We start from the raw sequence: 24,972 nt of genomic DNA, 5'->3' as shown, positions 1-24,972 counted from the left end.
TTCCGTGTCAGCGTAGTCGCGACGAGGCGTGGGATCTCAGTCCGTGAGCCACGCGGCGTAATGTTTGCGGACCTTGGCCAGTTTGGGGTTGATGATCACCTGGCAGTATCCGTTGAACGGCTGGTTGCCGTAGAAGTCCTGGTGGAAGTCCTCGGCCTCGTGCAGGGGGCCCAGGGGCTCCACCGTGGTGACCACGGGGTCCTCGAACAGCTCCTGCGCGCGGGCGATCGCGGCCTCGAAGGTGCGCCGCTGCTCGTCGTCCGCGGGGAACATCGCGGAGCGGTACTGCGTGCCCACGTCGTAGCCCTGGCGGTTCAGCGTGGTGGGGTCGTGGCCCGTGAAGAACAGGTCCAGGACCACCTCGGCGGGAACCACGTCCGGGTCGAAGGTGACCTCCACGGCCTCGGCGTGCCCGGTGGTGCCCGAGCACACGCTCTCGTAGTCGGGGTGCGCGGTGTGCCCGCCGGTGTACACGCTGCGGACCCGCTGCACGCCGCGCGTCCGGCGGTAGACGGCGTCGAGGCACCAGAAGCAGCCACCGGCCAGCACGAACGTCTGCGGTGCGGATGAAGTCATGCCCAGTACAACGCGCGGCACGTCAGAAGATTCCCGGGCGCGCCGCTGCGGGCCCTCCTAGGATGGGCTGCATGGACACCGCGCACCCGCCCAGCACCACTGCCACCCTGCAGGACGTCGTGGACGTCGCGGACCGCCTGTGGCCCTTCCGGCTGCAGGAGGACTGGGACGCGTCCGGGCTCGCCGTGGGCCGGCCCGAGCGGCCGGTGCGGCGCATCCACCTCGCGGTGGACCCGGTGGCCTCGGTGGTGGCGGAGGCGGTCGACGCGGGTGCGGACCTGCTGCTGACCCACCACCCCCTGCTGCTGCGCGGGGTCACCTCGGTGGCCGCGGACGGCTTCAAGGGCCGCGCGATCCACGACCTCGTCGAGGGCGGCTGCGCCCTGCTGAGCTGCCACACCAACGCCGACGCCGCGCGCCGCGGCGTCTCGGACGCGCTGATCGCCGCGTGCGGTGTGAACCCCGACGACGCCGCACCGCTCGTCCCGGACGCCGCGGACCCCCGCGTGGGGCTGGGTCGGGTGGGCACCCTGGAGCACCCCGTGACGCTCGCGGAGCTCGCGGAGCGTCTCGCCCTGCGGATTCCACCCGCGGTGCAGGGCCTGCGCGTGGCGGGGGAGCCGGGGCGGCGGATCGGCACGGTCGCGGTGTGCGGCGGATCGGGGGACTCGCTGTTCGACACCGTGCGCGCCCACGGCGCGGACGTGTACGTGACCGCGGACCTGCGGCACCACCCGGCGTCGGAGGCCCGGGAGCGCGCCCTGGGCCCGGGCGAGCACGGCACCCCCGCGCTGATCGACGCCGCCCACTCCGCGAGCGAGGCCCTGTGGCTGCCGTGGGCCGCGGAGGACCTGCAGCGGGCCCTGTCCGCACGGGGCTTCGAGGTGGACGTGCACGTGAGCGCGCTGCGCACCGACCCCTGGGACTTCACGGTGCCGACCCCACCGGGCTGAGCCCGTCGGCACGGCCCCGCAGGCGGGACACCCCGGCTCGGCCCGCTCCCTGCCGGCCCGCGCACCGCCGCTCGGCCGGGAAGGCAGGGGAGGAGCGGGCTCCCGCGAGCACGTTCCCACCCGGCCCCGTCACCGGCCGCGCGCCCCGGGTCCACCCCGCACCGTCCGTCACCACCGAACCGGAGGAAGACTCCCATGGCTTCACCCCGTACGTCCCTGACCGCCCTGCTGGAGCTGCAGGCGGTGGACTCCCGCCTGCTCACCACGCTGCGCCGCGCGAAGGAGCTCCAGACCTCCGAGAGGGTGGCGGCTCTGATGACCCGCCGCACCCAGGCCATTGCCGCCGCCCGTGAGCTGGACGCCGCCGTGCAGCGCGCGCAGGAGGCCGTCCAGCAGGCCGAGCAGGCGGTGACCGAGATCCAGACGAGGATCGACCGGGACACCCAGCGGCTGAACGCGGGTGGAACGTCCAAGGACCTGATGGGCATCCAGCACCAGATCGACACGCTCACCGCCCAGCGGGACCGGGCGGAGGAGGAGCAGCTCGGCGCCATGGACCACGCCGAGGAGGTCGCCGCCGACCGGGAGCGCAAGCAGCCGCTGCTGCGGTCCGCGGACGCGGAGGCCCGCGCGGCGGTGGCCGAGCGGGACGCGGAGCTGGCGCGCCTCCAGGAGGAGCACGCCCGCCTGGGCGCAGAGCGCTCGCGGCTGGCCTCAGGCATCGCCGACGCCGCGCTGCTGGATCGCTACGACAGTCTGCGCACCGCGCGCGGAGGGGGCCGGATCGCCGTCGCCCGCTGGGAGCACGGGACGTGCGGGGCGTGCGGCACCCGGCTGAGCCCCGCGGACGCCGCGGCGCTGGAGGCCACCCCGGAAGCCACCGTCCCGCAGTGCCCGGAGTGCTCGGCGATGCTCGTGCTCTGACCCGCGGCCGTGACCCGGACACCGGCGAACGCCGCATCCGGGGACCCGCAGGCGCCGCGGGCGGCGACGTCTCCGGGAGCGCCTCGGGCGGGCGTGCGCGGACGCGGTAGGATCATGGCGGACAGGTGGGCCGGGCGACCGCGCGGCGTCGTCGTTCGCGACGGCGTCTCGAGGAAAGTCCGGGCTCCGCAGAGCAGGACGGTGGGTAACACCCACTCGGGGAAACCCGCAGGACAGTGCCACAGAAAACAGACCGCCCGCCGCGAGCGGGTCAGGGTGAAAAGGTGGTGTAAGAGACCACCAGCGCGCCGGGTGACCGGCGCGGCTCGGTAAACCCCGTCCGGAGCAAGGCCATGCAGGGCGCGTTCGAGGGCTGCTCGCCCGAGCGTCCGGGTAGGCTGCTCGAGCCGTGCGGCAACGCACGGCCTAGATGGATGGTCGTCACCGCGGTGCGGGCAACCGGCCGCGGCACAGAACCCGGCTCACAGGCCCACCTGTCCACCACACCCCCGTGCCTGGAAGGCGGCACTGCGGGTGCGCGCGGGTCCCTAGACTCGTGGGGTGCTCATTCTGCTCCCGCCCTCCGAATCGAAGACCGCCCCCGCCGCTGGTGAGCCCCTGGACCTCACCTCCCTCTCGCTGCCCGAGCTCACTGAGGCCCGTGACGGGCTCGCGGACGAGCTCGCGGCCGTGAGCGCCCGCCCGGACGCGCTGGACGTGCTCGGGGTGGGCCCCTCCCTGGCTGACGACGTCGCCCGCAACCGGTGCCTGCGCACCGCACCCGCCGCACCTGCCCTGGAGGTCTACACCGGGGTGCTCTACGACGCCCTGGACGCGGGCTCGCTGCCGCCAGACGCGCGGCGCGTGGCGGAGGACTCGGTGCTGGTGGTCTCAGCGCTGTGGGGTGCGGTGCGTCCGACGGACCGGATCCCGGCGTACCGCCTGTCGATGGGGGCCGCGCTGCCCGGCACCGGCAAGCTCGGGACGTGGTGGAAACCCCGGCTCACCCCGTTGCTGGACGCACTCGCCGCCCACCGGGTGGTCGTGGACTGCCGGTCGGCGGCCTACGCGGCCGCGTGGGCCCCGCCCGCGCCGCGCACCGTCACCGTGCGCGTGGAGCAGCGCAGACCGGACGGCACCCGCTCGGTGGTCTCCCACCACGCCAAGCACACCCGCGGTCTGGTGGCACGGACGCTGTGCGAGGCCCGGGCCGCAGGTGCGGCGCTGGAGACGGTCGAGGGCGTGCGGGACGCCGTGGCCTCCCGCTGGGAGGTGGAGCTGCGGCAGCCTGCGGGCCGGAAGGCTGGGGTGCTGACCGTGGTGCTGGACCCGCAGTGACCCTCGGGTGCGTGCGCGACGGTGTCCCCGCGACGGCGCGTCCGCGACAGCGCGGCTGCAACGGTGCGTTCACCACGGTGCCTTCGTGTCGGTGCACCGACAGCGGTGCGTCCCCGGGAGCACCGCCCGGATGCCGGAGTCAGTGGCCGAACGGGTCCTCGTCCACGCCGGGAAGCCACGTGGAGTCCGTGCCCCACTCCTCGCGGCGGATGGCCTTGCGGGCACGGCGGCTCCACTTGGGGTTGAGACGGTCCACGTAGAGCTTGCCGTCCAGGTGGTCGTACTCGTGCTGCATCACCCGGGCGAACCAGCCGTTGGCCTCGAACGCCACGGGGTCCCCGTTCTCGTCCTGGCCGGCGATCCGCACCCAGTCCGCGCGCTTGAGCGGCCACGCCTGGCCGGGCACGGACAGGCAGCCCTCGGACTCCTCGTCCGGGTCCGGTGCCACCTCGGAGATCTTCCCCGTGGTCAGCACCGGGTTGACCAGGGTGCCGCGCGGGGGGACGCCGTCCTCGTTCTCGTAGAGGTACGTGAAGATCCGCAGCCCCACCCCGATCTGGGGAGCCGCCAGTCCCACGCCGTGGGAGGCGTCCATGGTCTCGTGCATGTCCGCGACCAGGGTGCGCAGGGCGGCGTCGAACTCCGTGACCCGCGCGGCGGGACGGTGCAGCACGGGGTGGCCGGAGATCACGATGGGACGGATGCTCATGCGGGAGGTACCTCGGAGGTCGTGGGCGGGTGCGGTGAGCGCGCTCGGGCAGCGGGGGCGCGCGGCCGGAGCACAATATATCGTGTCGGGACCGTCAGTAAGATGTGTATCCTCGCCGGAGGGCCGTGCGGGAGTGCGTGCACGGCGTCGCAGCGGACCCGGACCGCAGGCGCGGTCGAACCGGGGTCCCGCGGGTGCTGTCAGCACCGGCCGCCGAATCCGCCTACCGCAGGAGGTCCACCGAGTGAGGGTTGCGTCCCTACCCCACGGTCACGCGTACGTGCAGCACCTGAGCGACCCGGCCGAGGACCACGGCGTGCTCCGACTGCCGGACCCCGCGCCCGAGCACCCCGTGCCAGGGGCCCCGTGGTGGCCGCTCGTGATGCTCGACGAGGCCTGGATCCGGGACAACGCCCACCGCTTCGACGTGTACCACCTGCACTTCGGCTTCGACCAGACCCCGCCCGAGACCCTGCAGCGGATCATCGACACCCTCCACGCACTGGGCAAGCCGTTCGTGTACACGGTCCACGACCTGCGCAACCCACACCAGGTGGACCCCGCCGCGCAGGACGCCGCGCTGGACGTGCTCGTGCCCGGAGCGGACGCGCTGATCACCCTCACGGACGGCGCCGCCGAGGTCATCCGTGACCGCTGGGACCGCACCGCCACCGTGGTCCCGCACCCGCACGTGCTGCCCCTGGACCGCTGGCGGCCGCGGGACCCCGTGGGCCCGGTGCCCACCGTGGGCCTGAGCTTCAAGAGCATGCGGGCCAACATGGCGCCGCTGCCCATGGCCGAGGTGCTGCTGGGGCACGCGGCCCGCGGCCGCATCCGCCTGGTGCTCGACGCCCACACCGACGTGGTCACCCCGGGCGAGCGCCACCACGATGTGCGGGTGGCGCGTCTGCTGGACTCCGCCCGCCGCACCCCCAGCACCCGGGTGGAGGTGCACGGGATCTACACGGACGAGCAGCTGTGGGACCACCTGCGCGGTCTGGACCTCTCCGTGCTGCCCTACCGCTTCGGCAGCCACTCCGGGTGGCTCGAGCTGTGCCACGACCTCGGCACCCGGGTGCTCGCCCCGCGGACCGGTTTCTACCACCGGCAGCATCCCGGCGTGCTCGCCTTCGACTGGGACCCCTCCGGCGCTCCCCGTGAGGACCAGGTGGAGGCCGCCCTCGCGAGCCTGCCGGGGCAGCCCCCGTGGCAGGCGGACGCCTTGCAGCGCCGCGCACAACGACGCCGTATCGCCGCCTCCCACGCGGAGGTCTACCACCGCGCGGTGGCCGCGCTCGTAGACAGCTCGGGGGGTGCCGCATGAAGGTCGCCCTGCTGGCGCACGACCGGTTCCCCATCATCCCGCCGTTCTCCGGGGGTCTGGAGTCCTTCACGTGGCACCTGGCCCGCGGGCTGCGGGCGAGGGGCATCGACGTGGTGGTCTTCGCGGCGCCCGGTTCCGACCCCCAGCTGGGGATCGAGGAGCTGGACGTGGAACCGCTCGTGCTCTCCGACGAGGCCCGCAACGACGTCTCCATGCCGCCCGAGGCGCAGGTGCGGGAGACGTTCTCCTACCTGCAGGTGATGCGGGCGTTCGCGTCCCGGCCGGACATCGACGTGGTGCACAACAACTCGCTGCACTTCCTGCCGATCGTGATGTCCGGTGCCATCCCACAGCCGCTGCTGACCACGCTGCACACCCCGGCCACGCCGTGGCTGGAGCCGGCGCTGCGGCTCACGCCCACCGCGCACACCGTGGCCGTCAGCGACTCCGTGGCGCAGCTGTGGAGCACCATCACCCCCGCGCGGGTGATCCGCAACGGGGTGGACCCGCACGAGTGGCGCCCCGGCCCGGGCGGGGACACCCTCGTGTGGTCCGGGCGCATCGTCCCGGAGAAGGCCCCGCACATTGCCGCGCTGATCGCCAGCAAGGCCGGGTGGCGGCTGCGGATCGCCGGGCCGGTCGCGGACCGGCAGTACTTCGAGACCCGGCTCAAGCCGCTGCTCGACGAGAGCATCACCTACGTGGGCCACCTGGACACCGGGCAGCTGCGGGACCTCGCGGGCCACAGTGCCGCGAGCCTCGTGACCCCCGCGTGGGAGGAGCCCTACGGTCTCGTGGCCGCCGAGGCCATGGCGTGCGGCACCCCGGTGCTCGCCGTGGCCCGCGGCGGGCTGAGCGAGATCGTCCGCTTCCCCGGAGGGCTCACGTCCCAGCCCGGGGCGAGCGAGGCGGAGACGGTGGCAGCGGCCGCGGCCATGCTGCCGCTGGTCGTGGCCATGGACCGCGCACGGGTGCGCCGCTACGCGCTCGAGCACTGCTCGCTGGACGCCACGGTGGACGCGTACGTCGAGCTCTACCGGGAGCTGGTGGGGGCGTGATCGGCTACTACGTCCACCACCACGGTCTCGGACACCGCAACCGGGCCACGCAGATCGCGCGTGAGCTGACCGTGCCGGTCGTGGGCTTCAGCTCGCTCGGGCGCCCTGAGGGGTGGCCGGGCGAGTGGGTGTGGCTGCCGGAGGACACCACCGAGCACCCGGTGGACCCCACCGCCCACGGCGTGCTGCACTGGGCCCCGCTGGGCCACCCCGGTCACCGCGAGCGCCTGGGCCTGATCGCCGAATGGCTGCGCTCGGACGTGGACCTCATGGTCACGGACACCTCAGCCGAGGTCACCCTGCTGGCCCGGCTCATGGGTGTGCCCACGGTGGTCCTCGCGATGCGCGGGGACCGCACCGACCGCACGCACCGCGCCGCCTACGACGCCGCCACGGCCCTGATCGCGCCGTGGTCCCGCGAGACGGCGGAGCCCTACTGGCCCGAGGCGTGGACCCGCAAGACCACCTTCACCGGGGCCATCTCCCGTTTCGACGAGCCGGTCGCCCCCGCGCCGCGGGACGCCGGCCCCACCGGGGCCACGCCCGGGATGCGCGACTCCGACCCCAGCGGCGGCGTTCCCGAGACGCCCGTTCCCGACCCGGCCGGCATCGTCTCCGCACTGCCCGACGCCGACCCGGCCGGAGCGGCCCCCGCGCTGCAGGGAACCGGCTCGAGCGGCGTCGTTCCCGCGCTGCAGGACGGCGAGACGAGCGGCGTCGTGCCCGGCGAGCGCGTGCTGGTCGTGTGGGGGCGCGGCGGCACCGAGGTGGGGGACGCCCAGATCGACGCCGCCCGCGCCGCGACCCCGGGCTGGGCCTGGACCGTGCGCACCCCGGACGCACCCTCACCGGACCTGTGGCGGGAGCTGCACGAGGCCACCGTGGTGGTGACCCACGGCGGGAACAACGCCGTGGCCGAGCTCTCGGCGGTGCAGGCTCACGCAGTGGTCGTCGCGCAGCCGCGCCCGCACGACGAGCAGGAGGCCACCGCGGCTGCCCTGGACCGGGCCGGGATCTGCGTGGGGCTCGCGCGCTGGCCCGAGGCACACGAGTGGCCCGGGCTGCTAGCGCGCGCCCTCACCCTCGGCGGCGAGCGGTGGGAACGGTGGCGTCACGGTGACGGGGCGCACCGCGCGGCCCGCGCCATGGAGGAGCTGCTGAGCGGTGGGGTCCGGTGAGCGCGGCCGTCGTGACCATCGCCAGCGGCCGGCACACGCACCTGCGGCGTCAGCGCGAGTGGCTCGCCGCGCAGAGCGAGGCACCCCTGGCCCACGTGGTCGTGAGCATGGGGGACCCCGGGATCCGGGACGTGGTGGCCCAGCACCCGGACGTGCCGAGCGAGCTCGTGGAGCTGCCCCCGGCGGCGGAGCTGCCTTTGGCCGCGGCGCGCAACGCCGGAGTGCGGCGGGCCGCGGAGCTCGGCGCGGACACCGTGGTGCTGCTCGACGTGGACTGTCTGCCCCACGAGCACCTGGTGCGCGACTACACGTGGGCCCTCCGGGAGCTGGACGGCGCCCCGGCCGTGGTGAGCGGACGCGTGCAGTACCTGCCCGAGGGCATGTCGGAGGCCGAGCACACCCCGCAGACCGTGGCGCGGCTGGGCCGAGACCACCCGGCGCGGGTGCTGCCGGAGCCCGGGGCGCTCGAGGCGGCCGACCCCCGCATGCTGTGGTCCCTGTCCCTGGCGTGCACGGTCAGCACGTGGGACCTCGCCGGTGGCTTCGACGAGCGCTACGTGGGCTACGGCGGAGAGGACACGGACTTCGGTCAGCGGCTGGCGGCCGCCGGGGGAACGCTGTGGTGGCTCGGGGGAGCCACGGCGTACCACCAGTACCACCCCACGCAGTCCCCGCCCGTGCAGCACGTCTCCGCCATCGTCCGCAATGCGGCCCTGTTCCAGTACACCTGGGGCTTCGAGCCCATGGAGGGCTGGTTGCGGGAGTTCGCCTCCCGCGGGCTCATCGTGCGGGAGGGCGGACGCTGGCGCGAGACCGCCCGGGATTCGGGCGATAGTGCGTGAGCTTACTATTATGCTCGTGTGGTGAGTTCCGAACGTCCTGACATCTCCCTGGCCCTGATCAACGACTACCCGGTGGTGGTCGAGGGCGTGGCGCACATGCTGCGCCGCCACCCCCGGCTCGACGTGGTGGAGCTGGACTCCGGTCTGCTGCCGGAGCAGGACGTGGACGTGGTGCTCTACGACGCCTTCGCGGCCACCGGGCGCGGCACGCGGGACGTGATGCGGCTGCTGGGGGAGGCCCGCTTCCGCAGGGTGGTCATGTACACCTGGAACGTCAGCGCGCAGCGTGTGGACGAGGCCCTGGCCATGGGCATGGACGGGTTCCTGTCCAAGGAGCTCAGCGCGCAGGACCTCGGCGACGCCCTGGTGCGCGTGCACGAGGGCGAGCGCGTGGTGGAGCCGGAGCCCGTGCGCGAGGACGTCACCCCGCCGGACTGGCCCGGCCGCCGGACCGGTCTCTCAGCGCGCGAGGCCGAGGTGATCGCGCTCATCACCCAGGGCTTCACCAATGACGAGATCGCCCGCAACTGCTACCTCAGCATCAACTCCGTGAAGTCCTACATCCGCTCCGCCTACCGCAAGATGGGCGTCGAACGGCGCAGCCAGGCCGTCCTGTGGGGCGTGCAGCACGGGATGGACCCCTCGGGCCAGCAGCGGCGGGTCCTCTCCGCGTGAGCCACCCCGCGCCCCGGCGGGCGGCTCGGCCCCCGCTGGGCCGATCGCGGGTGCGGCCGTCCCGCCCGTGCAGGTGGGTGACGAGTTCCGCCGGCCCGGGGCACAATGGGCGCATGAGCGAAGACGAGTACGCAGCACAGAAGAAGGCCCAGCAGCTCGCCGGCGAGGACGGCGGCTTCCCCGAGCAGGAGCAGACCCCTCCGGGGCTGACCACGGACATGAACCCGCTGCCGGACCACGGCGAGCAGACCTGGGTGGGACGCGGGCGACTGGACGGTCTCAAGGCCCTCGTGACCGGCGGTGACTCCGGGATCGGCCGCGCCGTGGCCATCGCGTTCGCCCGCGAGGGCGCGGACGTGGCCATCAACTACCTCCCCGAGGAGACGTCGGACGCCGAGGACACCCGGCAGTGGATCGAGAAGGCCGGACGCAAGGCGGTCCTGCTCCCTGCCGACCTGCGCGAGGAGTCCCAGGCACGCGGCGTCGTGGACCAGGCCGCGAAGGAGCTGGGCGGGCTCGACATCCTCGTCAACAACGCGGGGTTCCAGTGGGCGCGCCGCGAGGGCGGGCTGCAGGGGCTGAAGTCCGAGGAGATGGACCGGGTCTTCAAGACCAACCTCTACGCGCTGTTCTGGGTCTCCCAGCAGGCGCTGTCGTACCTGAAGGAGGGCTCCTCGATCATCAACGTGAGCTCCATCCAGGCCTACGACCCCTCCGAGAACCTGATCGACTACGCCTCCACCAAGGCCGCGATCAACAACTTCACGGTCAACCTGGCCAGTGAGCTGGGGGAGGAGGGCATCCGCGTCAACGCGGTGGCGCCCGGGCCCATCTGGACCCCCCTGCAGCCCGCCACCAAGGCCGGGGAGGGCATGCCCGCGTTCGGCGGGGACACCCCGCTGGGCCGCGCTGGCCAGCCCTCCGAACTGGCCGGGGCGTTCGTGTTCCTCGCGAGCCCGGCGGAGGCCTCCTACGTCTCGGGCACGGTGATCGGTGTGACCGGCGGCAAGCCCGTCTTCTGAGACCCGCGCACCAGTACCACCCCTGCGGAGCCGCAACCGCCCCCGCAGGGGTGGTGTCATTTCACGGCGTTGGTGGTTGACTGGCACCATGCGAGCACTGACATGGCAAGGACTCGGCGACGTCCGGGTCGAGAACGTTCCCGACCCCGTCCTGCAGGACCCCACCGATGCGATCGTGCGGGTGACCTCCACGGCCATCTGCGGCTCGGACCTGCACCTCTACGGGGTGCTGGCCCCGTACCTGCAGAAGGACTACGTGCTGGGCCACGAGTTCATGGGCGTCGTGGAGGAGGTCGGTTCCGGGGTCTCCAGCCTGCGTCCCGGGGACCGCGTGGTGGTGCCGTTCGTGATCGCGTGCGGCCACTGCTGGATGTGCGACCGCGGGCTGTTCGCGGCGTGCGAGGCCACGCAGATCCGTGAGATGGGCACCGGCGCAGCCCTGTTCGGCTTCTCCTCCCTCTACGGCTCGGTGCCCGGCGGGCAGGCCGAGATGGTGCGCGTGCCGCACGCGGACTTCGGCCCCGTGAAGCTGCCCCAGGACTTCGAGGACGAGCGCTTCCTCTACCTCAGCGACATCCTGCCCACCGCGTGGCAGGGCGTGAAGTACGCGAACGTGGGAGAGGAGGACACCCTCGCGGTGCTGGGCCTCGGTCCCGTGGGGCAGCTGGCGGTGCGCTCCGCAGCCCTGCAGGGCGTCAAGCGCGTCATCGCCGTGGACCTCGTGGACGAGCGCCTGGCGCTGGCCAAGAGCTGGGGTGCGGAGACGGTGGACCTGCGCGAGGTCGACGACGTCTCGGACACCCTCAAGGACATGACCGACGGCCGCGGCCCGGACGGTGTCCTGGACGCCGTGGGCATGGAGGCCCACGGCAACCCGATCGCCGAGAAGGTCGTCGCCGGTGCCGCCCGCCTGCCCAAGGCACTGGGCCGCAAGGCCATCGAGACCGCGGGCATCGACCGACTGGACGCGCTGCACACGGCCATCCACAGCGTGCGCCGTGCGGGCACCGTGTCCCTGTCCGGCGTGTACGGGGGAATGGCGGATCCCATGCCCATGATGGAGATGTTCGACAAGGGCATCACCATGCGCATGGGCCAGTGCCACGTGCGCCACTGGACGGACGAGCTGCTGGAGATCGCCAGCCGGCCCGAGGACGTCCTGGGGCTGGAGTCCCTGGCCACGCACCACGTGTCCCTGGACGAGGCGCCGGAGGCGTACAAGATGTTCCAGGAGAAGAAGGACGGCTGCATCAAGGTGGTCCTCAAGCCGTAGCCCCACCGCGCACGACGACGGCCGGTCACCCCGCGGGGTTGCCGGCCGTTCTCGTGGCCGCACCACGAGCACCGCGGCACCCGGGGCCTGCGGCGGCACCGGGCCCGGGCGGGTCTGCGGCAACGGGGTGTTGGGCTCGGACATGCAGAACGCGGCACCCCGCACGGGGTGCCGCGTTCTGTGTTGACTGGGGTGAGCGACGGGGGTTGAACCCGCGACCTCCTGGACCACAACCAGGCGCTCTGCCGACTGAGCTACGCCCACCATGGAACCCGTGACGGAACCGTTCGGTCCCGCCGGGCAACGACGACCACTATAGCGCAACCGGGGGCGGAATCGCGCATCGGGGGACCGGCGCCCCGCAACCCGTATCGGTGCTCCAGGGGCCGCGCCGGATGTCTCACCCTGGGGCGGCTGTCAGCGCCCCGACCCGGTGGGGGAGGCCTTGATGAGGGCGGCCACCTTCCGGGCGTCGTCCGAGGTGGGCCCCGGGTCCGCGGGGAACAGGATGTGGCGGTAGTAGCGCAGCTCGTCGATGGAGTCCTCGATGTCCCCCAGCGCACGGTGGTTGCCGGTCTTCTCCGGGGCCTGGAAGTAGGCACGGGGGTACCACCGGCGGGCGAGCTCCTTGATGGTGGACACGTCGATCACGCGATAGTGCAGGTGATCCACCAGCTCCGGCATGTCACGGGTGAGGAAGGTCTTGTCCGTGCCCACGGAGTTCCCGCCCAGGGGAGCCTTGCCGGCGTCCGGAACCCACTCGCGGATGTAGTCGAGCACCATGGCCTGGGCCTGGGCCATGTCCATGCCGCGCTCGAGCTCGGGCAGCAGCCCGGAGTTCTCGTGCATGGTGCGCACGAAGTCGTTCATCTGCTCGAGGGCCTGCTGCGGGGGCTTGATCACCACGTCCACGCCGCTGCCGAGCACGTTGAGCTCGTCGTCGGTCACGAGCGCCGCGACCTCGATGAGCGCGTCCTCGGACAGGGACAGCCCCGTCATCTCGCAGTCGATCCACACAATTCTCCGGTTACCAGTCGTCACGTCCCCCAATCTATCGCGTCGGCACCGTCACGGACCCCGCGCGGCCACCGGCGTGCGCTCCACCGGGCGCGGTAGGATCGGGCCCGACCAGCCCCGGCGCGCCCCCAGCGCCCGTGGCACGACGCCGCACGGGTACGCCCGCGCCGGCACGCACGTCTTCGGGAGGCCACCTGTGCGCACCACGTCCGGGACGCGGCGCGTCCTCGCGCTGCTCGGACGCACCGGGACCCCGCCCGGGAGCACCAGGGCCGCGGCCGGGGGCACGGCGGCGTCGCGCTCCCTGTGGCGCACGGTGGCGGCGGGCACCCTCGGCTCCGCGATGCTGTTCCTCGGATCCCTGGGGGTGGGGTGGCTCGCGAGCATCTCGGGGCTGCGCCGAAACCCCCTGGTGATGTGGATGCGCTTCGAGACCATCGGCGTGGTGGTCTCGATCGTGCTGCTGGCCCTGGGAGCCATGCTGCTGGTGCGCCAGTGGCTGCGGCTCGGGCAGAAGCTGCACCCGTGGGGCCCGCAGAGCGCGCGCTGGGTGCTGTCGGCGATTGCCGCGTGGTCCGGGCCCATGCTCGTGAGCATCCCGCTGTTCAGCCGGGACGTGTACTCGTACATCGGCCAGGGGCGGGTGATGGCCAGCGGGCTGAACCCCTACGAGTCCGGGGTCTCCTCCATCGACAATTTCTTCCAGCTCGGCGCGGACCAGCTGTGGGCCGAGTCCCCGCCGCCGTACGGGCCGGTGTTCCTGTGGCTCGAGCAGCTCGTGGTGACCCTCTCGGGCGGCAACCCGGACGTGGCCGTGCTGCTGTTCCGCGCCATGTGCGTGCTCGCCGTGCTCGCGTGCATGTGGGTGGTCCCGCGGCTGGCCCGGCTGCACGGGGTGAACCCGCGCCGCGCACTGTGGCTCACGGTGGCCAACCCGCTGCTGCTCACCAACTTCGTGATCGCCGCGCACAACGACGCCATCATGCTCGCGCTCGCCCTGCTGGGCACCTACGCCGCGGCCGTGCAGCGCAACTGGAGGGGCGGACTGATCGGCACCACGCTGGTGACCCTGTCCGTGGCCATCAAGCCCATCACCCTCGTGTTCCTGCCGTTCATCGGACTGCTCTGGGCCGGGAGGAACGCCTCGTGGCCCCGCAGGTTCGTGGTGTGGGCCCTGACGCTCGCGTACGCCGTGGTGCTGCTGGGGATCATGGGACTCGTGAGCGGCTTCGGCTTCGGGTGGGTCTCGGCGGTGTCCACCCCCGGGACCGTCTACATCTGGTACGCGCCCATCGGACTGCTGGGCCTGTTCGCGCAGCTCGTGGGGGACTCGTGGGGCCTGGACGGCTCCGCGTGGATGGACGCCGTGCACTCGCTGGGCACGCTGCTCGCGGCCGGGACGGTCGTGGTGCTGATGTTCGTGGGACGGGACGGCACCATCATGCGGCGACTCGCATGGTCCATGGCCGGCTTCGTGCTGCTCGCCCCGATCATCCAGGCGTGGTACGTGGTGTGGCTCATCCCGCTGTTCGCCATCACGGGCATCCGCCCGGACTGGCACACGGACGTGCTGTTCTTCGTCACGGGCTTCTTCACGGTGTACGCCGTGGCGGACCAGCTGGACGTGTTCCCGTACCTGGACCTGAACCTGATCGCCGCGCGCGTGATCTCCGCCCTCGTGGCCTTCACCTTCGGGGTCTACCTCTGGGCGCTGGACCCCGCCACCCGGCGCATCCGACGGGCAGACCCGGTCCCGCGCGCGGTGGTGCTCTAGACCCGTCCCGCTGCGGTGCTGCGGCACCCGCTCACCGGGCGCGGCGGGTCGGCTGCGGCGCACCCGCCGAGCGACGTCGCCCTCCCGCCCCGCGCGCCCACCGCACCGGCGGTGGCGGGAGGCACCGCGAACGGCGGCGGCCCCGCTCCCGTCAAAGGGGAGCGGGGCCGCCGCCGGTGCAGCGGGTGGGTCTCACACGCCGTAGTAGAGCTCGAACTCCAGGGGGTGGGGCACGAGCGAGAGCGGCTTGAGCTCGAACTCGCGCTTGTACTCGATCCAGGACTCGATGAGGTCCTCGGTGAACACGTCACCGGCGAGCAGGAACTCGTGGTCCTCCTCGAGCGCCTGCAGGGCCTCCTCCAGGGTGCCCGGGGCCTTCTTGATGTCCTTGGCCTCCTCCGGGGGCAGCTCGTAGAGGTCCTTGTCCACCGGGTCCGCGGGCTCGATGCGGTTGCGGATGCCGTCCAGCCCGGCCATCAGCTGCGCGGCGAATGCGAGGTACGGGTTGCAGGAGGGATCCGGGGCGCGGAACTCCAGGCGCTTGGCCTTGGGGTTGGTGCCCGTGATCGGGATCCGGATACCCGCGGAGCGGTTGCCCTGCGAGTACACCATGTTCACGGGGGCCTCGAAGCCCTTCACCAGGCGGCGGTAGGAGTTCACCGTGGGGTTGGTGAACGCCAGCACGGCGGAGGAGTGCTCGAGCAGACCGCCGATGTACCAGCGGGCCACGTCCGAGAGGCCCGCGTAGCCCTTCTCGTCGTAGAACAGCGGCTCCCCGCCCTTCCACAGGGACTGGTGGCAGTGCATGCCGGAGCCGTTGTCGTTGAACACGGGCTTGGGCATGAACGTGACGGTCTTGCCGAACGCGTCCGCGGTGTTCTTGATCACGTACTTGAACTTCAGCAGGTCGTCCGCCGCCGCCGTGAGGGTGGAGAACGTGTAGTTGATCTCCGCCTGGCCGGAGGCGCCCACCTCGTGGTGGGAGCGCTCCACCTCGAGGCCCACGTCGTCCAGGGCCACGCACATGGCGTCACGCAGGTCCGCCTGCTTGTCCACGGGCGAGACCGGGAAGTACCCGCCCTTCACGGCGGTCTTGTTGGCGAGGTTGCCGCCCTCCTCCTTGCGGCCGCTGTTCCACGGGGCCTCCTCGGAGTCCAGCTTGTAGAAGGTGGACTCGGGGCGCACCTGGAAGCGGGCGTCGTCGAACACGAAGAACTCGGCCTCGGAGGCGAAGTTGGCGGTGTCCGCGATGCCGGTGGAGGCCAGGTAGGCCTCGGCGCGCTCGGCCACGCCGCGGGGATCGCGATGGTAGGGCTCACCGGTGCGGGGGTTGACGATCGAGCACGTGACCACCAGGGTCTTCTCGACCCGGAAGGGATCCACGAACGCGGACTGGGGGTCCGGGATCAGCTGCATGTCGGACTCGGCGATGCCCTGGAAGCCGCGGATCGAGGACCCGTCGAAGAGCTGGCCGTCCGTGAAGAAATCCTCATCCACCGCCTTGGCCGGCAGGTTGAAGTGCTGCTGCACCCCGGGCATGTCCGTGAAGCGCAGATCGACGAACACCACCTCTTCGTCCTTGAGGTACGCCAGGACTTCTTCGGCTGATTGGAACATGGACCTGTTCTCCTTCTCTGTGGGCGTCCGATCGGCGTGGCGGGACCCGTGCGGGGTGCCGCTGCCGTCCGGTTCTGGTGTCCAGCGTAAGAACCTGGCGTTGCCCCTCGGTGTCACCCGTGTTTCCACCGTGTAACGCCCGGGGGAGCCGCCGACCGGTCAGTACGCGGCCCAGTCTAGCGAGCGTGCGCGGGGCCCCCGCCGCGGCGGATAGGCTGGGGGCCATGATTTCTCGCCAGGACATGGGCTCGTGGCTCGACGGCGCACCGGGCTCCGGCAGCCCCTACCCCGGGCGTCGGCTCAGGCGTCCCGCGCAGGGCCCCGGCTCCGTCGCCCGCTTCGCGCCGCGCGTGGTGGCCCTCGTGCTCGACTGGCTGCTCGCCCTCGCGCTCGCCTCGGCGTTCCTGAGCCGCTGGAACGGGTCCGGGCTGATGAACCTGCTCGTGTTCTTCGTGCTCAGCGCGCTCATGGTGGGCTTCTTCGGCCGCACCCCCGGGCACTGGATCATGGGCCTGCAGGTGCAGACGATGGACGGCCGCCCCGCCGGTTTCGGCAGAGCGGCCGTCCGGTCGCTGCTGATCTGTCTGGTGGTCCCGCCGCTCGTGGTGGACGAGGACCACCGCGGCCTCCACGACCGCGCCCTGGGCACCATCCTCGTGCGCGTGCGCTGAACCCCGTGCCCTGATCCCCCCGCCCCGAGCACGGCACTCTGCGCTCCGCGCCTCCGGGCGCGGGTCCGCCCGCGGACGTGACGACGTCGCTGGGCTGGCTCAGCGGCCCTGAATTCTCACGGGGCGCTCACCCGGGTGCCCCACGCCGCAGGGGCCGCTGGGAGGGAAAGGATCCTCCAGGTCGCGTCAGCGGCCGCGCATGGACTTCCGGTCCGGGCGGGCGCGGGTGGGATCCACGCCCTTGGGGATGGGCAGGCGGTTCTGCAGGGTGTTCATGCGGCGGTGCACCACCTGCACCTCCTGCTTGGTGAGCTTGTTGTCCAGCCCGCGCAGGGTCTTGGCGAGCTTGTTCAGCGGCACCTGGCCCTCGCCGTTGCCGGACTTGATCACGTGGATCGGCACGTTGGTGATCACGGGTCCGATGCGGCGGCGCTCCTTCTTGACGAGCTTCTCCACGCGGTTCACGGGGCCCTCGGTGATGAACACGACGCCGGGCCGGCCCACGGCACGGAAGAGCAGGTCCTTGGACTTGGGGTCCATGGCGGCCGGCTCCTCCTCGACGATCCAGCCGCGCTTGAGCGTGGACAGCGCGGCACCGGCGGCACCGGGCTGGCCCTCGATGCGGGTGAACGCCGCCCGCTCCGCCCTGCGGGAGAGCAGGATCACCGCGGCGAGCACCGCGAACGGAATGCCGATCAGCAGCCACGTGACCCAGTTGCCCAGGGCCACGCCGATCAGCAGGAACACCAGCAGCACCGCGAGGCCCAGCAGGATCATCCACCACAGGATGTTCGGCTCGCTCTCGCGGGTCATCTGGAAGACCTGCTTCATCTGCGCGAAGACGCCGGGGCCCTTGGCCGCCTTGCGCTGGCGCTTCTCCTCACGCTTGCGGTCGCGCTCGGCGGCCTTGGCCTTGGTGGAGGTGGCTGGTGACACGGTGGTTCCTCGCAGTAGCTGGTAGGGGATCGCGGTCATTCTATCCGCTGCCGCGCGGGCGCCGCTCGACGCGCGGGGGCGCGTCCCGGGGCGGGGCACACGCGTCCGCACCGCGGTCGACTCCCGGGGCGCGCCCCGCCCGGGACGCGACGACGCCGCCCGGAACCGGGCGGCGTCGTCGGATGGCGGCGGGTGGGCCTCAGCCCAGGCGGGCCAGCAGGGAGGAGGCCTCCTGGGTCGCGGAGCCGGAGTCGTCAATGTGCGAGAGGTGCTCGGGGATCTCCCGGCCCATCTTCTTCATGGCGCGCGCCCACAGCTTGCCGGCGCGGTAGCTGGAACGGACCATGGGCCCGGCCATGACGCCCAGGAAGCCGATCTCCTCGGCGGCCTTGGACAGCTCCACGAACGTCTCGGGCTTCACCCAGCGGTCGATGGGATGGAACGTGGGCCCCGGGCGCAGGTACTGCGTGAGCGTGATGATGTCGCACCCGGCGTCGTGGAGGTCGCACAGGGCCTCGTAGACCTCGTCGTCGGTCTCGCCCATGCCCAGGATCAGGTTGGACTTCACGATCATGCCGTGCTCCTTGCCCTGCGTGAGCACGTCCAGGGAGCGCTCGTACGCGAAGGCGGGGCGGATCTGCTTGAAGATGCGCGGCACGGTCTCCAGGTTGTGCGCGAAGACCTCGGGCTGCGCGTCGATGACCTGCTGAACGGCGTCCGGCTGGCCCTTGAAGTCCGGGATCAGGATCTCCACGCCCGTGCTCGGGTTCATGGCGTGGATCGCGCGGATGGTCTCGGCGTTGAGCCAGGCCCCGCCGTCCGCGAGGTCGTCGCGGGCCACGGACGTGACGGTCGCGTAGCGCAGCCCGAGGTCGCGCACGGACTCGGCGACCTTGCGCGGCTCGGCCACGTCCACCATGCCGGGCTTGCCCGTGGCGATGTCGCAGAAGTCGCAGCGTCGGGTGCAGGTGTCACCGCCGATGAGGAACGTGGCCTCGCGGTCCTCCCAGCACTCGTAGATGTTGGGGCAGCCGGCCTCCTCGCACACCGTGTGCAGACCGCGGCCGCGGGCCATGGACTTGAGCTCCGTGAACTGGGGGCCCATCTTGGCCGTGTTCTTCAACCACGACGGCTTCTTCTCGATGGGCACCTCGGCATTGCGTGCCTCGACGCGCAGCAGCTTGCGGCCTTCGGGTGCGATGGTCATGAGTACTCCTCGCTGGTGGTGCGGGCGTGGCCCGGGCCCCACGGTATTCGGGGCCGGCGGGTCTCGTGCGGTCTGTGGCGGGTGGCCGTCTCAGCAGGCGGCGGCGCTGGTGGCCGTTCCCGGGGCGGGCAGCCGCACCGGCTCGGCGGGGGTGTCGGGCTCGAACGGGACGCACAGGTCCGCCTCCCGGGCCGAGAGCTCCTGCTCCATACGCTCCACAACGTCCGCGGGGTCGATGCGATTCCCGGTCTCGGCGCTCAGGGACGTGACCCCGGCGTCGGTGATCCCGCACGGGATGATCTTGCCGAACGGCCGGAGGTCGTTGGAGCAGTTCAGGGCGAAGCCGTGCATGGTGGCGCGCTTGGACACCTGCACCCCGATGGCGGAGATCTTCCGGTCCGGACCGCGCTCGTCCGCGAGCACCCACGCCCCGGAGCGTCCCTCCACCGTGGTGGCGGGCACCCCGAAGTCACGGACCACCGCGATGATGACCTCCTCGAGCACGCGCACGAAGCGCACGACGTCCAGCGGGATGGGCAGGCGCACGATCGGGTAGCCCACGAGCATCCCGGGGCCGTGGTAGGTCAGCTTCCCGCCGCGGCCGATGGGCACCACCTCGGTGCCGTCCCACGGGTACTCGTGCTTCTCGGTGCGGCGCCCGGCGGTGTAGACGGGATCGTGCTCGACCATGAGCACCGTGTTGCCGCGGGAACCGGCCACGACCTCCTGGTGGACCTGCCGCTGCAGGTCCAGGCACTCCCGGTAGTTCACCAGCTCCGGGGCGAATCCAATGCGTTCGAAGTGCAGAGCCATTCGTCCAGCCTATCCCTTCCCCCAGCCTGTGGATAACGTGAGCGGGACCACTCCCGGCGGGGCACAGTGGTGCCATGCACGCAGACCGCAGACACCCCGGGAGGGAATCCCCCGGGCCCCCCGCCCCGGCAGCCGACGACGCCGCCCGCGCACCGGACGACGCCGCCCCCGCCGGCGCACGGGGCCGGCACCGCAGCGCGGAGGAACGGCTCCGGGCCGCGCGGGGCACGGCCGCGCCCCCGGCGCTCCCGCATGACGCCGCCGGACAGACCCCGGACACGCCCTCCAGGGAAGGGGACGACTGCTCCGTGGCGTCGCGAACCGGGGAGGAGAGCACCCACGGTGAGGCGGCGGCGTCGGCGTCCGGGGGACTGGAGCTCGTGGCCGTGCAGGCGGAGGGCGGGGGCACGCGTACCTGGCGGGCCAGGGAGCGCAGCACACGCGAGCCGTTCACCGTCACGTTCGCCACGGGACCGGATCCGGCGCTGCGGCAGCGGCACGAGCACCGGTTCGCCGCACTCGTGGCCGCGTTCGCCGAGGCCCCGCACCCCCACCTGGTGCCGGTGCTGGCCACCCTCGGGGAGGGGGCGCAGGTCCGGGCACTGGTGAGTGCGTGCGTGACGGCGGAGACCCTGCACGAGCGGGCCCGCGGCGCGGAACGGATCAGCCCCGAGGAGATGTCGAGCGTGCTCGGGGACGTCGCGCGAGCCCTGGGCCACCTGCACGACCGCGGTTGGGCCCACGGGCGCCTCGGCGCGGAGCACGTGCTGCTCACGGGCGACGGGGCGGTCGTTGACGGGTACGGCGTCCCGTTCGGATCCTCGCTCCGGGTGCCGTGGGGGCACGGTCGCCAAACCCCGGACACCGCGGGGCTCGTCGAGGAGGAGCGCGCACCGGGTGTGGGCGGCCATCACGGACCCCGGGACGAGTGGGCCGTGGCCGATGCCGGGGTGCCGCCGTGGACGGAAGACCACCCGGGGCAGGAACCGGCGAGTGCGGCGGGCGCCGCTGCCGGGACGGAGCAGTGGGACGACGACGCCGCGCACGAGGGGGCGAGCGCCGCCCAGGACGTCTACGACCTCGGCGTGCTGGGGTGGCTGGCGCTGACCGGCCGGCTGCCCGGAACGGACTCCCACCGTGTTCCGCTCACGCTCATGTGCCCCACTGCGCCGCGGCACCTGGTGCTGATGCTCGAGGCCGCGCTCGCCGACGATCCCGCCGCGCGGCCCTCGGCCCACGAGCTCGCGACCGGGTTCAGCGCCCCCGCGCCCCGCATCCGCCCCGCGCGCCGACCACCGGAGCGCATGACTCCCGAGGTGATCCGCGCCGACGGAACGGTGGTGAAGCTGCGGGCCCGCGCCCTGCCTCGGGCAGTGGCTCACCTGCGTCCCGACTCAGGCCGTGGCGAGGCTGCCACCGCGCCGGTGGGTGGCCGGGGACGGACCGTCGGATCCGCCGGTGCTGCCGCGCCTCCGGGCGGTCGGGAGACCGTCCTGGGCGCCGTGGGTGCCGCCGTGCGTCGGCCCGGCGTACGGGGCCCCGCGCTGCTGCTCGCGGTGCTGCTGGCAGTGGCCCTCGCCTGGGCCCTCGTCCAGCACGACGGTTCCACCGGAACCGGTGCCGACGCGGGTGCCGCTGCCTCGCCCCCGGCGCCCGCTGCGCCGTCGACGGACCGGCAGACGCCTGCCACGGGCAGCACGTCCCCGGGTGCGGGACACGGGGCCTCACCCAGCCCGGGGACGCCGACCCACGGCTCTGCCTCCGCGCCCGGAGCCAGCATGCAGGACAAGGACCGTGAAGCGGCGGACGCGGTGCGGGCTCTCGTGGCCGAACGGGCCGCGGCGCTCGCGGCGGGGGACGGGGCGGCGGCCGCCGCGGTCTACGTGCCGGACTCCGGACTCGCGGCCCGGGACCGGGAGGTGATCCGCCGCGCGGCCGCCCAGGACAGCACGGGCAGTGGTTTTACGGCACTGTCGGGACTGAGCATGGAGGTCGTCTCCCTGGAGGAGCAGCCCCCGGCTCCCGGCGCGCACCTGAGCCCGGCGGAGGCCGCGCGGAGCCGGACCTACCGCGCGGAGGTGCTCACCCGCGGGTGGCACGGGGAGCTGCCTGCCGGGTCGGCCGTGACACGCGAGGGTGGAGACGCCCGGCAGTCCGTCCGGATCACCGTGGTGCAGACCTCCCAGGGGTGGCGCCTCACGGACGTGACCCCGTTACCCCGGAAGTGAGCCGGCGAGTCACCACGGAAAGACCCCGGGTCCTCCTCGACAAGGAGGACCCGGGGTCAGTGGGTTCGGCGCTCAGCCGTCGCCGAGTCCGCGGACTAGTGCCAGAAGACGGCCACGGCCGCGTTGATCAGCGCCATGCCACCCACGGCGTGGGCGAGACCGGTGGAGACGGGCTCGTTGCGCTGGGTCTTGCGCATGCCGATGAACGCGGCCACGAGCACCACCAGCAGGATCACGATCTTCACGGTGATCTTCGCGTAGTTGATGGTGTCGCCCTCCATCTCGTGGATGCCCACGAGCCCGAGACCCGTGACGAGCATCAGCACGGCGGCCCAGAACTGGGCCACGGTCACGGTGGGCCGCTTCATGGTGTAGAACCACGTGCCCACGATCACGGCCACACCCACGATGTGCAGGAAGACGAGGAGATTCAGCAGAAAAGTCATGCTCCGAGACTATCCGACCGTCGGGTGGGCGAACGCCCGGGAGGCCTCGGCACGCGGCGCGCGTGAGACACCGCACACCCCAGGTCGACGGGAGACCGCGCACAGACCGCTGCCCGCCGGTCCCGGGTGAACGGGACGGGCGGGCAGCGGCGGAGCGGGGTGGCTCAGAGTCCGACCTCGGACTCGAACTGACCGGCCTCGAGACGCTTCTTGAGGGTGCTCAGGAAGCGCCCGGCGTCGGCGCCGTCCACCAGGCGGTGGTCGTAGGTCAGCGACAGGTAGCACATGTGGCGGATGGCGATGGTGTCGTTGCCCTCCGCGTCCGTGACCACCATGGGGCGCTTCACGATCGACCCGGTGCCCAAGATGCCCACCTGCGGCTGGTTGATGATCGGGGTGTCGAACAGGGCCCCGAACGAGCCGATGTTGGTGATCGTGAAGGTGCCACCGGCCAGGGCGTCCGGCGAGATGCTGCCGTCCTTGGCGGAGGCGCCCAGCTCGGCGATCTGCTTGGCCAGACCACCCAGGTTGAGGTCACCCGCGTTCTTCACCACCGGCACCAGCAGACCGCGCGGGGTGTCCACGGCGATTGCGATGTCCTCGGAGGAGTTGTAGACGATCTCCTTCGACTCCTCCTTGAAGGTGGCGTTGAGCACGGGGTGCGCCTGCAGTGCCTCGGCCACGGCCTTCGCGAAGAAGGGCATAAACGTGAGCTTGGCGCCCTCGCGCTTCTGGAACTGGTCCTTGGCCTGCTGACGCAGCTTGGCCACGCGGGTCATGTCCACCTCGGTCACCTGGGTGAGCTGGGCGGAGACGTCCAGGGACTCGCGCATACGCTTGGCGATCGTCATGCGGATGCGCGGGGCCTTCTCGGTGGTGCCGCGCTTGGCGTCCGGGGCCGGAGCCGCCTCGGGGGCCTTCGCAGAACCCTGCTGGGACACGGCCGGGGCCATGTCCGCTCCGGTGTCCTGGATGGCGGGTGCCGAGGACGTCTCGGACTTCTCCGCCGCGGCGAGGACGTCCTGCTTGCGGATGCGGCCGCCCACACCGGTACCGGTGAGGGTGCTCAGGTCCACGTTCTTCTCGCGGGCCAGCTTGCGCACCAGCGGGGTCACGTAGCCCGGGACGTCCGTGCCGGCGCCGCCGGTGGAGGACTGCTCCGAACCAGCCTTGCCCGAGGCCTGCTTGGTGTCCGCCTTGGGAGCCTGCTCGGTCTTGGTCTCCGCGGCCTGTTCGGTGTTCTCACCAGAGTCGGCGGCGGTGGCGGCGTCCTCGACCTTCTCGGCCTTGGTCTCGCCGGAGGTCTCGGAGGAGCCGTTGTCGGAGTCGGACCCGGCATCGGAGGACGCCGCGGACTCGTCGCCCACGATGGCCAGCACCTGGCCGACCTCGGCGTCCTCGTCCTCCTGGACCTTGATCTCCAGGATCGTGCCGGCCACGGGGGAGGGGACCTCGGTGTCGACCTTGTCGGTGGAGACCTCGAGCAGGGGCTCGTCCACCTCGATGCTCTCGCCGACCTGCTTGAGCCAGCGGGTCACGGTGCCCTCGGTCACGGACTCGCCCAGTGCGGGCAGGGTGACCTCCACCGAGTTGCCCGAGGCCTGCTTGGTGTCCGCCTTCGGGGCCTGTTCGGTCTTGATCTCCGCGGCCTGTTCGGTGTTCTCACCAGAGTCGGCGGCGGTGGCGGCGTCCTCGACCTTCTCGGCCTTGGTCTCGCCGGAGGTCTCGGAGGAGCCGTTGTCGGAGTCGGACCCGGCATCGGAGGACGCCGCGGACTCGTCGCCCACGATGGCCAGCACCTGGCCGACCTCGGCGTCCTCGTCCTCCTGGACCTTGATCTCCAGGATCGTGCCGGCCACGGGGGAGGGGACCTCGGTGTCGACCTTGTCGGTGGAGACCTCGAGCAGGGGCTCGTCCACCTCGATGCTCTCGCCGACCTGCTTGAGCCAGCGGGTCACGGTGCCCTCGGTCACGGACTCGCCCAGTGCGGGCAGGGTGACCTCCACCGAGTTGCCCGAGGCCTGCTTGGTGTCCGCCTTCGGGGCCTGTTCGGTCTTGGTCTCCGCGGCCTGCTCCTCGTCCTGGGACTCGTCGGTGGAGTCCTCCTGCGCCGCGGCGTCCTGGGAGGAGTCGTCGGAACCGGAGTCAGCGGAGCCGTCGCCGATGACGACCAGCGGGGCGCCGACCTCGACGTCCTCGTCCTCATCGACCAGGATCTTCTCGATCACACCGGCCACGGGGGAGGGGACCTCGGTGTCCACCTTGTCCGTGGACACCTCCACCAGGGGCTCGTCGACGGCCACTTCCTCGCCCACCTGCTTGAGCCAGCGGGTGACGGTTCCTTCGGTGACAGACTCGCCCAGCGCGGGCAGGTTAACGGTCTCAGACATT

General features: G+C 72.2%; 22 protein-coding genes, 1 tRNA gene and 1 other RNA gene. 14 read left to right on the top strand and 10 right to left on the bottom strand.

What is annotated here, in order from left to right; genetic code table 11:
- Positions 1-36 precede the first annotated feature (36 nt).
- The gene (gene msrA / locus DNL27_RS07895) at positions 37-576 is read right to left on the bottom strand and encodes a peptide-methionine (S)-S-oxide reductase MsrA (RefSeq protein WP_041297375.1); all 540 of its coding nucleotides are present in this window, start codon (positions 574-576) and stop codon (positions 37-39) included.
- Between the two features lie 71 nt (positions 577-647).
- On the opposite strand from msrA, the gene DNL27_RS07890 reads away from it, so the two are divergent.
- The 4 genes from DNL27_RS07890 (at position 648) to DNL27_RS07875 (ending at position 3,791) form a co-directional block, all read left to right on the top strand.
- On the top strand, positions 648-1,529 hold the full coding sequence (locus tag DNL27_RS07890) for a Nif3-like dinuclear metal center hexameric protein (RefSeq protein WP_204360285.1): 882 nt from the start codon (positions 648-650) through the stop codon (positions 1,527-1,529).
- Positions 1,530-1,724: 195 nt separating this feature from the next.
- Complete coding sequence (locus DNL27_RS07885; RefSeq protein WP_012398529.1) at positions 1,725-2,453, top strand: zinc ribbon domain-containing protein; 729 nt, start codon at positions 1,725-1,727, stop codon at positions 2,451-2,453.
- A 122-nt stretch (positions 2,454-2,575) separates the two neighbouring features.
- Positions 2,576-2,954: RNase P RNA component class A (gene rnpB, locus DNL27_RS07880), an RNA gene on the top strand.
- A gap of 60 nt (positions 2,955-3,014) precedes the next feature.
- The gene (locus tag DNL27_RS07875; protein ID WP_112235206.1) at positions 3,015-3,791 is read left to right on the top strand and encodes a YaaA family protein; all 777 of its coding nucleotides are present in this window, start codon (positions 3,015-3,017) and stop codon (positions 3,789-3,791) included.
- A gap of 139 nt (positions 3,792-3,930) precedes the next feature.
- Here DNL27_RS07875 and def read toward each other — a convergent pair whose 3' ends face one another.
- Entirely contained in the window at positions 3,931-4,500 is a 570-nt protein-coding gene (gene def, locus DNL27_RS07870) for a peptide deformylase (RefSeq protein ID WP_058955989.1), read from the bottom strand.
- Between the two features lie 244 nt (positions 4,501-4,744).
- Between def and DNL27_RS07865 the strand changes: the two genes are divergently transcribed.
- The 7 genes from DNL27_RS07865 (at position 4,745) to DNL27_RS07835 (ending at position 11,872) form a co-directional block, all read left to right on the top strand.
- Positions 4,745-5,824, top strand: coding sequence for a hypothetical protein (locus DNL27_RS07865; protein WP_012398526.1), 1,080 nt, complete (start codon positions 4,745-4,747; stop codon positions 5,822-5,824).
- Complete coding sequence (locus tag DNL27_RS07860) at positions 5,821-6,882, top strand: glycosyltransferase (protein ID WP_012398525.1); 1,062 nt, start codon at positions 5,821-5,823, stop codon at positions 6,880-6,882. The genes DNL27_RS07865 and DNL27_RS07860 overlap by 4 nt, the downstream gene beginning before the upstream one ends.
- Positions 6,879-8,060, top strand: coding sequence for a glycosyltransferase (locus tag DNL27_RS07855; RefSeq protein ID WP_112235205.1), 1,182 nt, complete (start codon positions 6,879-6,881; stop codon positions 8,058-8,060). Before DNL27_RS07860 ends, DNL27_RS07855 begins: the two co-directional genes overlap by 4 nt.
- 11 nt (positions 8,061-8,071) lie before the next feature.
- Positions 8,072-8,902 carry a galactosyltransferase-related protein gene (locus tag DNL27_RS07850; protein WP_239494291.1) on the top strand — a complete coding sequence of 277 codons (831 nt, stop codon included), beginning with the start codon at positions 8,072-8,074 and terminating at the stop codon, positions 8,900-8,902.
- A gap of 21 nt (positions 8,903-8,923) precedes the next feature.
- A complete protein-coding gene (locus DNL27_RS07845) occupies positions 8,924-9,577 on the top strand; it encodes a response regulator transcription factor (RefSeq protein ID WP_112235796.1) in 654 nt (217 codons plus the stop codon).
- Positions 9,578-9,690: 113 nt separating this feature from the next.
- Positions 9,691-10,599, top strand: a complete 909-nt coding sequence (locus DNL27_RS07840) for an SDR family oxidoreductase (protein WP_112235203.1) — start codon at positions 9,691-9,693, stop codon at positions 10,597-10,599.
- Positions 10,600-10,687: 88 nt separating this feature from the next.
- Positions 10,688-11,872 (top strand): zinc-dependent alcohol dehydrogenase, encoded by a 1,185-nt coding sequence (locus tag DNL27_RS07835; protein ID WP_112235202.1) that lies wholly within the window; start codon positions 10,688-10,690, stop codon positions 11,870-11,872.
- 188 nt (positions 11,873-12,060) lie between these two features.
- Here DNL27_RS07835 and DNL27_RS07830 read toward each other — a convergent pair.
- Together DNL27_RS07830 and orn are read right to left on the bottom strand one after the other, a co-directional pair.
- Positions 12,061-12,136: transfer RNA gene (locus DNL27_RS07830), tRNA-His, on the bottom strand.
- 153 nt (positions 12,137-12,289) lie between these two features.
- Positions 12,290-12,913, bottom strand: a complete 624-nt coding sequence (gene orn / locus DNL27_RS07825; protein ID WP_226905871.1) for an oligoribonuclease — start codon at positions 12,911-12,913, stop codon at positions 12,290-12,292.
- 172 nt (positions 12,914-13,085) lie between these two features.
- Here orn and mptB point away from each other — a divergent pair, with 172 nt between their 5' ends.
- Positions 13,086-14,663: a polyprenol phosphomannose-dependent alpha 1,6 mannosyltransferase MptB gene (gene mptB, locus DNL27_RS07820; RefSeq protein WP_112235201.1), complete on the top strand. Its 1,578-nt coding sequence runs from the start codon at positions 13,086-13,088 to the stop codon at positions 14,661-14,663.
- 192 nt (positions 14,664-14,855) lie between these two features.
- Here the strand turns inward: mptB and glnA are convergent, their stop codons facing one another.
- Positions 14,856-16,280: a type I glutamate--ammonia ligase gene (gene glnA / locus DNL27_RS07815; protein WP_012398517.1), complete on the bottom strand. Its 1,425-nt coding sequence runs from the start codon at positions 16,278-16,280 to the stop codon at positions 14,856-14,858.
- Positions 16,281-16,504: 224 nt separating this feature from the next.
- On the opposite strand from glnA, the gene DNL27_RS07810 reads away from it, so the two are divergent.
- On the top strand, positions 16,505-16,951 hold the full coding sequence (locus tag DNL27_RS07810; protein WP_112235200.1) for an RDD family protein: 447 nt from the start codon (positions 16,505-16,507) through the stop codon (positions 16,949-16,951).
- Between the two features lie 186 nt (positions 16,952-17,137).
- Here DNL27_RS07810 and DNL27_RS07805 read toward each other — a convergent pair whose 3' ends face one another.
- The 3 genes from DNL27_RS07805 to lipB form a co-directional block, all read right to left on the bottom strand.
- Entirely contained in the window at positions 17,138-17,887 is a 750-nt protein-coding gene (locus DNL27_RS07805) for a DUF4191 domain-containing protein (RefSeq protein WP_112235199.1), read from the bottom strand.
- 199 nt (positions 17,888-18,086) lie between these two features.
- Positions 18,087-19,094 (bottom strand): lipoyl synthase, encoded by a 1,008-nt coding sequence (gene lipA / locus DNL27_RS07800; RefSeq protein ID WP_012398514.1) that lies wholly within the window; start codon positions 19,092-19,094, stop codon positions 18,087-18,089.
- 90 nt (positions 19,095-19,184) lie between these two features.
- Positions 19,185-19,907 (bottom strand): lipoyl(octanoyl) transferase LipB, encoded by a 723-nt coding sequence (lipB, locus tag DNL27_RS07795; RefSeq protein WP_112235198.1) that lies wholly within the window; start codon positions 19,905-19,907, stop codon positions 19,185-19,187.
- A 308-nt stretch (positions 19,908-20,215) separates the two neighbouring features.
- Between lipB and DNL27_RS07790 the strand changes: the two genes are divergently transcribed.
- Positions 20,216-22,135, top strand: coding sequence for a hypothetical protein (locus DNL27_RS07790; RefSeq protein WP_112235197.1), 1,920 nt, complete (start codon positions 20,216-20,218; stop codon positions 22,133-22,135).
- 95 nt (positions 22,136-22,230) lie between these two features.
- Here DNL27_RS07790 and DNL27_RS07785 read toward each other — a convergent pair whose 3' ends face one another.
- A complete protein-coding gene (locus DNL27_RS07785) occupies positions 22,231-22,581 on the bottom strand; it encodes a hypothetical protein (protein ID WP_012398511.1) in 351 nt (116 codons plus the stop codon).
- A gap of 164 nt (positions 22,582-22,745) precedes the next feature.
- Positions 22,746-24,971, bottom strand: coding sequence for a 2-oxoglutarate dehydrogenase, E2 component, dihydrolipoamide succinyltransferase (sucB, locus tag DNL27_RS07780; RefSeq protein ID WP_112235196.1), 2,226 nt, complete (start codon positions 24,969-24,971; stop codon positions 22,746-22,748).
- Position 24,972 lies beyond the last annotated feature (1 nt).

The sequence above is a fragment of the Kocuria sp. BT304 genome, assembly GCF_003290245.1.
Classification (GTDB): domain Bacteria; phylum Actinomycetota; class Actinomycetes; order Actinomycetales; family Micrococcaceae; genus Kocuria; species Kocuria rhizophila_A.
The sequence above is the reverse complement of the archived record's forward strand: the minus strand, read 5'-3'. Positions and strand labels throughout refer to the sequence as shown.